Raw genomic sequence first — 5,951 nt, 5'->3', positions numbered from 1 at the left:
AAGACTTTGATGGAGCCAGTCAAGCGGAATGAGCCGATGCCTTTGCTTTTCTTCTTGAAGGTGGGAAAGCCGAGCTTGCCTTTCCACTTGCCTTGTTTCTTCAGTTCGACTCTGCGGAAGAAGTTTTTATATGCTTTCTCCAGGTCTCTCAGTGCCTCTTGCATGGCGCACTTGGACACCTCATACATCCAGGGATAGTCCGTCTTTTTCAGGGCATTGAGTTCTTTGTGCAAGTCAATAGCAGTCGGACGTTTGCCGGTGGCACGGTAGGCTTCTTGAGAACGAGCCAGGCCCCAATTGGAGGCGAAACGGGCGCAACCGGCATGTTTGAGGCAAGCGGTACGCTGTTCGTTGTTGAGGTCTAATTCGGTTTTGTAGCCACGTACTCTGGTTGCCATCGTACTACTCTTCTTCCTTCATCGCCTGCTCAACACACTGCTTGATTTTCTCTGCGCGTCTCTTTGAAGTCCTACGGCCATAAATGCGGCTTGCCATTGAAGTGATAATGGCTATGAAATCATCCACGAGATCAGTGTCTGTATCAGATGGAAAGATCACCTCTATGCGGCGTCCCTGTGTCTGCATCAGTTGCTCGATGTAGGTGAAGCCGAAGCGGGTAAGCCGGTCACGATGTTCTACTACAACCACCGTGATGCTTAAATCGGTGAGCAGCTTCAACAACTTTGGGCGGTTATTATTGAGTCCTGAAGCCAGATCACTCACAGTTCTCTTGACCTGATTGCCACGCGATGCTGCCTAGTCTTTCAGACGTTGCATTTGCCGCTCTAAATCCTCTTTTTGATCTGCTGAAGAAACACGGGCATACAAAGCAACGGATGGAACCTCTTGCCTCTGTTCTGGCTCACGAACAATGATGGTTCCGGTATCCAGTTGATAAGCGTCCAACTTACCAGCCTTCCACCATCGGTATGCCGTTTTGTAGTTGACGCCCATCTTGCGGGCGTAGGCACTTAATCTCATAGGGAGAGATACCATAAACGCCCATAGATGTCAACACTTTGTTTAGCTATTTATCATCCTCCGCCTTTAAGCGGGGGCTCGATGCAAGCCCCGAATGAGGATATGGGGTGGCTCCCGAGTGGAGAGGACTGCCTTCGCCGTTTTCCGCAATAAAAAAAGAGCCGGCAGAATACTTCCCTGCCAGCTCTTTTTTTTAATCCTCAATGATGAACTGTCCGGAGCCCTCCTTTGCAGAGAAGCGCTCTGTGTAGGGACGTGTTTGTTCTATCCACTCCTCTGCCAGCGCAACTGCTGCCTCACTATCTTCTCGCTGCAGAAGGGCAAGATATTCTTCAACCGTTTCAGTGCGTAACGGGCGCACGTAACGCCCTTCGTCGGGTACTTTCACTGTGTGATATACTCCTAAGTGTGGGGCATCTCACCTCGCACGTGGTCCCCACACAACGAACGGGTGGCGGCTGTTCCAGCAGCCGCCGACCATAACTACCTCTTTTTCGCCCCAAACAAGACTTCTGGCGGCACCGGGGTGGGGTCAGGCCCCATAGGACATTCAGGTTCATGCCCACCCTCAATCTCATCCTCAAAACAGCCACACCCCCAGCAGAAAGGTGGGATCCCCAGAATCTCCCCCAACTTCTGGAGTTCGTCGACATATGAGATGTTCTCGTAGGCCTCGTCTATACCGATTTCTGCCGCCGCTTCCGTTGCTGTATCCCAAGCCTTCCGATAGAGACGCCTGAACTCCTCCTGCGCCTCTCGATAGAGGTGAGAAATGCGTTGAAGCTCTTCCTGCACCTTATGAAGTTCCGTCATTGCTCTATCACCTCCAAGAAGGACAACAGCAATTGGGAAACTGCCTCTTTGAGAAGTTCGCTCCTGGATATTCCCAGGAGGTCCTGGTGAGGGTCATCATGCCTGCTCACCCTCCCTTGATACTGGAGGACTTTCCCAATGGCCCCGCCTGTTTGGGGACCTCTTTTACGGCCTCCGTGAGAACAAAGCAGGGCTTTGCCTCTTCCATATGAAGAGATCCTTGCTTGGGGATATAAAAAGAGGGGCTGCGTCTCGTAAGGACGCAGCCCCATTCTTAGAGCATTCCTCCCTCAGATTGCTGTGAGAAGTAGATCTGTTTGAGAAACTGGGTGAACGCTTGCATTTCCTGTTGAGCCTCTTTCAGCTTCTGTTTTTGTATCTCATAGGGAGCAGTCACATAAAAATCTTCCATTGCTTGGCTGCCAAGCCGTGTACGGCCAAGCATTGTTTTTACCGTGAGAATTAATCTTCTGTCCATTGGGACAGAACGGCCCTCATAGAAAAGAGTCAGATAGTGGATCAGTTTTTCTCTTTGCCTCGCTTGAAGGCGTCTCGCCTGCTCTCGAAGCTCTCGCATGGTATGATAGATTGGATCTATAGTTACAAATTCAGCCTCAATCGTACATCTATCGGCATTTTTGCTTTTCATTTCTTTGATCTTCTGCTCCACAGGAGCAACTTCTCCTTCCAGCCGTTTCATCTCCTGCAGCACAGAATCAACCTCTGGAGCATCAATATCAATACAAGGGAAAAGAAGTCCCCGATCATCATCAAGATGTCCCTCGCAAGATGATACAGTGCGTAACCCTAAACCATTAAAAACAACGACTGTTTCAAAAATTCCTGGATCAATGCCTCTTCCGAGCCGATCAGTGACACGTGAGAATTTTGCAACGAGCGCATTCCAATTTCCCTGCATAGTAAAGTCCTTCTGCTACGAATATCGACGAAAGAAAAAAGATCCTTGTACGTTATAACATATCTCTTTCAAACCTCTGTTTTGCTGTCTCAAAAAGGAACAAAAGAATAGGAGTTTTGTCTCTCCCCTTTTTACACAAGTCAATATACAATTTACTTGTGATATTAATATTATCCTTCATACACGCGAAAGGAGATAAAAAATGGCAAAGTGTCCGTATTGTGATAATGGATGGATGTACGAAGATTGTTCTCGTTGTGGAGGGACAGGAGAAGAGGAAGTGTTTGATGAACTCACAGGAGAACAAAAGTTTATTCCCTGTCGCGCGCCAGGTTGTTCAAACGGAACGGTTTCACGCTTATGTTCTACTTGTAAAGGCTCAGGCGAATTGTAAAGTCATCTGAACAGAAAAAAGAGAGGCCGCCTGGCCCTCTCTGTGCACAGGGTGAGTATCGCGCCAGTGTTCATTGAGCATGCTCCTGTGCCCGACAACAACGGTTATCACCTGCTCTTGCCGGCATGTGCATATGCGCTCACACTCTCGTCGGAGGAAGATGCGCGCCATGCCGTGAAATATGCCATTGCCGACGAGCGTGCGCTGCTCATCTTCTACCCTGTTGGAGAGAGACTCCTAACGTGCGCCTTCGTGCCTTCTGTTCCTCACTGGAGGCTCTTCATCAAAGAGCTTGCCTGCATCCGAGGCATGAGTGCGCAGCCACGCTTACGGAGCAAACCACAGGATCCGGCAAGCGATCTATAATACCAGGCAGATCGTCCGGCTCCTGGTTCATCTGTGGGAAAAGCTTTCACAGAAAACCAGGGTCATAGCAACACTGACGCAGCAACTGGGACGCCCTCCCACACAAGAAGAGATAGCAGCGCATATGTCGGCATCAGTGTGGAGCTGCTGAAGGTTGGCGAACTGCGGCATCAGAATGATCTGTTCCTCTCACAACTGACCTGTGATGTCGCTCCGGAACCGGGGATCTCTTTTGAGCGGGTAATCGCCACCGCCAGATGCGTCTTGCCACAGCCAGACAGACCAAGCAACACCAGCCACTCTGCTGGCTGTTTCCCATACATGAGCGCCGCTGTAGAGGTCTCTACCACTCCGGCAGGCTCGCATCAAAGCGCTCAAGTGTCCCCCGAGCATAGCGCAGCAACGTGTCCAGGCGCGAGAGCCCACGCAGCAGGGCCGCCTCTCGTACGTGTTGTGCTTGGCGTGTGTATACGCAGGGGAGGGCTTTGCCACACTGCGGATGGCCAAACGGAATCTCCCGCCGCACGAATCTTATGCCCCGGCACTGCGCACAGCGTTGTGTGGGGCCTGCTGCTCCTGCACAGGCGAGAGCACCATCACCTGCTGCACGTGTGTCTGCCACACTGAGAAGTGCTCTGCTTCATTTTTTCTCTCTTTCCACGAACACGATGCTCCTGTTTCAGCCTTTCCTCTCGTTGCGAGTCGTTTTCACCTGGAGGACCAAACGTCCACATTCCTCCCTGAAGGACAGCGTGCTAAAAGTGAGTACCCGAAAGGTGTCTCCTGGGCTTCATTCACGACCATACCTGCAACCTCCGTCTAGGCATGGAAATCGTATGGTTCTGTGAACCGGGCACGTCCGATCACGACCGAAGCAGGGAGGCCTAACCGTCGTAAATACGCGCACAATGCCAATGAATGGGGAAGACATTTCCCTGATGGCTCCATTAGCCGCAAGAAGAAAGAGCAAAAGGGCATCTCTCTGCGAGCCATTCGTTGTACATCCTCGGATGAGAGCGAAGGCAGCACTGAGAGGGGGGGATGGTCTCCAATGCCTCTTGGAGCGGTGGCGACCATCCAACGCGGCGATAGAGAGCAAGAATAAGCACTCCAGCACACTCGGCCTGGAAACGGGAACCCAATGATACTGTTGGAAGCTGAGGCAGAGACAAACGTCCGGTCATAAAAAACTCCCAGGACAAAGTGTGTGGAAGAAGCAGCGAAGGAAATGGCCGGAAGAGCGTCTCTTCTGGGCTATCCTGCATCGTAGAATCCCTTCATCTCTTGCCAGCCTCGGTATATCCTTGGTTGGTGGGCCGTCGTCAAGCGGCCTCTCGTCTCAACCCCTCGTCGGTTAGGGACAAGCCCCCGGCTTGAGCCGTGGGGGACTTGACAGAAGGATTCACTCCCGTTGCTAGGCTGATAGAGGTGCAGGTTGCTCCAAAAGGGAGCAAAGGCTTCCGGCTCGCGCTGTTGAAGCTCCTCACGTGTCTTTCTTTCCCAATCACCCTTGCACAAATCACGCAATGCATCCTGGGGAAGAATATCACAGGCATGATGAGCGCCGATCAGCTCTGCTGTTGTGCGCGTCCTCTGGCTCGGACTGGTATCAATAGCGGTGAACGCGACCTCACGCAACGCTTCTCCGAGCCATTGCACCTGACAGACCCCCAGGGCAGTCAGCGGCGACTCCTGCCAGCCGCACAGCCTCCTTTCACTGTTCCATTGCCTCTCTCCATGCCGTGTGATAGAGCGTGGCGCTTTCATTGTTCAGAACCTCTTCCATCCGTTGTCTCGCATGGGAGAACCGGTCTGCTGTCTCTTGCTTGGATGCTTGTTGTGCTTGCGGTACAGGAAACCGCCCAGAAAAAGAGCCCTGCTACCCAACGTATCAGGGCTCCAAAAGGAGTAACACTCAGATGGAGCTCTCTATAAATCTGTCTGCTGCCGGTTGTCTGTTGGTCGATACCCGATTCTCTCTTTAAAACCGGCAACAAGCCGACCTTTGTAGAGAAGATCGTTCGTGCGGTCATAATACTCAGGCTTCAGGGCAGCAGCCTTAAAGACCTCATGAGCTTCTTTCGCATTATTGCCGGTATAGATACACTCTTTCCCTGCACGTACCTCAAAGTCATTCTGTTGCTGCATCCTCTGTCTCCTTTTCAACGTCCATTTCAACTTCAACGGGTGAGCGCTCACAGCTCATTGTGATAGACATCTGCCCGATGCGCTTGCGCCTGGTGAACTGTTTCAGCCATGAGATCAACTCATTGAGATCATGAGGCTCTCTCGTTTCGCCGTCGAGATCCACGCGTACCAACGTGGACCACCGCTTTTTCGGTTCAGCTCGCGAGAGATGCGGACGAATCGGGATAGCAACCTCATTAAGGGGAGAGGTCGCTTTTGTGAGCTCATTGAGCAGAGCAAGCAGGCGTTCCGCTCGCTCTTTCGGCATCGCCCCACCAGAAGCGCAAGAGA

At 51.8% G+C, this 5,951-nt stretch carries 13 protein-coding genes and 1 pseudogene; 3 read left to right on the top strand and 11 right to left on the bottom strand.

The genetic code is table 11. From position 1 onward, the window contains the following. The 6 genes and pseudogenes from EI42_RS31485 to EI42_RS31460 form a co-directional block, all read right to left on the bottom strand. Window positions 1-398: helix-turn-helix domain-containing protein (locus EI42_RS31485; RefSeq protein WP_146505479.1), on the bottom strand; the 398-nt coding region annotated here is incomplete at its 3' end. Window positions 399-402: 4 nt separating this feature from the next. Further along, window positions 403-741: pseudogene (locus tag EI42_RS34170) on the bottom strand (IS607 family transposase); the annotation flags it as partial. Between the two features lie 15 nt (window positions 742-756). Continuing rightward, window positions 757-996, bottom strand: a complete 240-nt coding sequence (locus tag EI42_RS34165; protein WP_249033497.1) for a recombinase family protein — start codon at window positions 994-996, stop codon at window positions 757-759. A gap of 178 nt (window positions 997-1,174) precedes the next feature. Continuing rightward, entirely contained in the window at window positions 1,175-1,369 is a 195-nt protein-coding gene (locus EI42_RS31475) for a hypothetical protein (RefSeq protein ID WP_111326912.1), read from the bottom strand. 95 nt (window positions 1,370-1,464) lie between these two features. Beyond that, window positions 1,465-1,794, bottom strand: coding sequence for a hypothetical protein (locus tag EI42_RS31470; protein ID WP_111326910.1), 330 nt, complete (start codon window positions 1,792-1,794; stop codon window positions 1,465-1,467). Between the two features lie 274 nt (window positions 1,795-2,068). After that, window positions 2,069-2,713, bottom strand: a complete 645-nt coding sequence (locus EI42_RS31460; protein ID WP_111326906.1) for a hypothetical protein — start codon at window positions 2,711-2,713, stop codon at window positions 2,069-2,071. A gap of 445 nt (window positions 2,714-3,158) precedes the next feature. Here EI42_RS31460 and EI42_RS32215 point away from each other — a divergent pair, with 445 nt between their 5' ends. Further along, window positions 3,159-3,473 carry a hypothetical protein gene (locus tag EI42_RS32215; RefSeq protein WP_211326452.1) on the top strand — a complete coding sequence of 105 codons (315 nt, stop codon included), beginning with the start codon at window positions 3,159-3,161 and terminating at the stop codon, window positions 3,471-3,473. Then, window positions 3,421-3,624, top strand: a complete 204-nt coding sequence (locus tag EI42_RS35090) for a sigma-70 domain-containing protein (RefSeq protein ID WP_111326904.1) — start codon at window positions 3,421-3,423, stop codon at window positions 3,622-3,624. The genes EI42_RS32215 and EI42_RS35090 overlap by 53 nt, the downstream gene beginning before the upstream one ends. Window positions 3,625-3,643: 19 nt before the next feature. On the opposite strand, the gene EI42_RS32210 is transcribed toward EI42_RS35090, so the two are convergent. Both EI42_RS32210 and EI42_RS31450 read right to left on the bottom strand, forming a co-directional pair. Further along, complete coding sequence (locus EI42_RS32210; RefSeq protein ID WP_137686361.1) at window positions 3,644-3,823, bottom strand: hypothetical protein; 180 nt, start codon at window positions 3,821-3,823, stop codon at window positions 3,644-3,646. After that, the gene (locus tag EI42_RS31450; protein ID WP_111326902.1) at window positions 3,817-4,095 is read right to left on the bottom strand and encodes a hypothetical protein; all 279 of its coding nucleotides are present in this window, start codon (window positions 4,093-4,095) and stop codon (window positions 3,817-3,819) included. The genes EI42_RS32210 and EI42_RS31450 overlap by 7 nt, the downstream gene beginning before the upstream one ends. Window positions 4,096-4,317: 222 nt before the next feature. Here EI42_RS31450 and EI42_RS34160 point away from each other — a divergent pair, with 222 nt between their 5' ends. Next, window positions 4,318-4,578, top strand: a complete 261-nt coding sequence (locus EI42_RS34160; RefSeq protein ID WP_246046498.1) for a hypothetical protein — start codon at window positions 4,318-4,320, stop codon at window positions 4,576-4,578. A 149-nt stretch (window positions 4,579-4,727) separates the two neighbouring features. Here the strand turns inward: EI42_RS34160 and EI42_RS31440 are convergent, their stop codons facing one another. The 3 genes from EI42_RS31440 to EI42_RS31430 form a co-directional block, all read right to left on the bottom strand. Further along, a complete protein-coding gene (locus EI42_RS31440) occupies window positions 4,728-5,240 on the bottom strand; it encodes a histidine phosphatase family protein (RefSeq protein WP_111326898.1) in 513 nt (170 codons plus the stop codon). 162 nt (window positions 5,241-5,402) lie between these two features. Continuing rightward, complete coding sequence (locus EI42_RS31435; RefSeq protein ID WP_111326896.1) at window positions 5,403-5,621, bottom strand: hypothetical protein; 219 nt, start codon at window positions 5,619-5,621, stop codon at window positions 5,403-5,405. Beyond that, on the bottom strand, window positions 5,605-5,951 hold a 347-nt coding region (locus EI42_RS31430), incomplete at its 5' end, for a hypothetical protein (protein ID WP_211326451.1). The genes EI42_RS31435 and EI42_RS31430, both read right to left, overlap by 17 nt.

The sequence above is a fragment of the Thermosporothrix hazakensis genome, from assembly GCF_003253565.1.
Taxonomy (GTDB): domain Bacteria; phylum Chloroflexota; class Ktedonobacteria; order Ktedonobacterales; family Ktedonobacteraceae; genus Thermosporothrix; species Thermosporothrix hazakensis.
This window is presented reverse-complemented; position numbering and strand designations above follow the sequence as displayed.